General features: G+C 50.7%; 7 tRNA genes. All 7 read right to left on the bottom strand.

Annotation, left to right across the window (positions count from 1 at the left end):
• Position 1: 1 nt before the first annotated feature.
• A tRNA-Arg gene (locus IGJ50_RS17105) sits at positions 2-75 on the bottom strand.
• A 98-nt stretch (positions 76-173) separates the two neighbouring features.
• Positions 174-259, bottom strand: a tRNA-Leu gene (locus IGJ50_RS17100).
• A gap of 14 nt (positions 260-273) precedes the next feature.
• Positions 274-345, bottom strand: a tRNA-Gly gene (locus IGJ50_RS17095).
• A gap of 8 nt (positions 346-353) precedes the next feature.
• Positions 354-426: transfer RNA gene (locus tag IGJ50_RS17090), tRNA-Thr, on the bottom strand.
• 33 nt (positions 427-459) lie between these two features.
• A tRNA-Leu gene (locus IGJ50_RS17085) sits at positions 460-541 on the bottom strand.
• A gap of 12 nt (positions 542-553) precedes the next feature.
• A tRNA-Lys gene (locus tag IGJ50_RS17080) sits at positions 554-626 on the bottom strand.
• Between the two features lie 6 nt (positions 627-632).
• Positions 633-705 (bottom strand) — tRNA-Val (locus IGJ50_RS17075).
• Positions 706-716 lie beyond the last annotated feature (11 nt).

Below are 716 nucleotides of genomic sequence, written 5' to 3'. Positions count from 1 at the left end.
ATGCACCCAAAGGGAGTCGAACCCCTAACCTCTTGATTCGTAGTCAAGCACTCTATCCAGTTGAGCTATGGGTGCTAAAACAAGGATCAAAGCCAGATGAATTCATCTACTTCGTACTTGCCAACATCTATTCTGTCAATTGTACAATTGACATTTATAGTGTTTCAAAGCAATGCCGAGGACCGGAATCGAACCGGTACGGTGATCACTCACCGCAGGATTTTAAGTCCTGTGCGTCTGCCAGTTCCGCCACCCCGGCGAAAGAACAAGCTAAGCGGAAAACGGGGTTCGAACCCGCGACCCCCACCTTGGCAAGGTGGTGCTCTACCACTGAGCTATTTCCGCAGTCTGGATGCCGGCTAAAGGATTTGAACCCTCGACCCTCTGATTACAAATCAGATGCTCTACCAACTGAGCTAAGCCGGCGTATAAGCGCCTAGTTAAAAACAAGACTAAAAATGCGGGTGAAGGGACTTGAACCCCCACGCCGTAAGGCGCTAGATCCTAAATCTAGTGCGTCTGCCAATTCCGCCACACCCGCAAAATATTCCTATGAGCCGTGCAGGGCTCGAACCTGCGACCCTCTGATTAAAAGTCAGATGCTCTACCAACTGAGCTAACGGCTCAAAAAATGGAGGTTGACGGGATCGAACCGCCGACCCCCTGCTTGTAAGGCAGGTGCTCTCCCAGCTGAGCTAAACCTCCAAGACAACACT

The sequence above is a fragment of the Enterococcus sp. AZ101 genome, from assembly GCF_050499005.1.
GTDB classification, from domain to species: domain Bacteria; phylum Bacillota; class Bacilli; order Lactobacillales; family Enterococcaceae; genus Enterococcus_L; species Enterococcus_L ureilyticus.
This window is presented reverse-complemented; position numbering and strand designations above follow the sequence as displayed.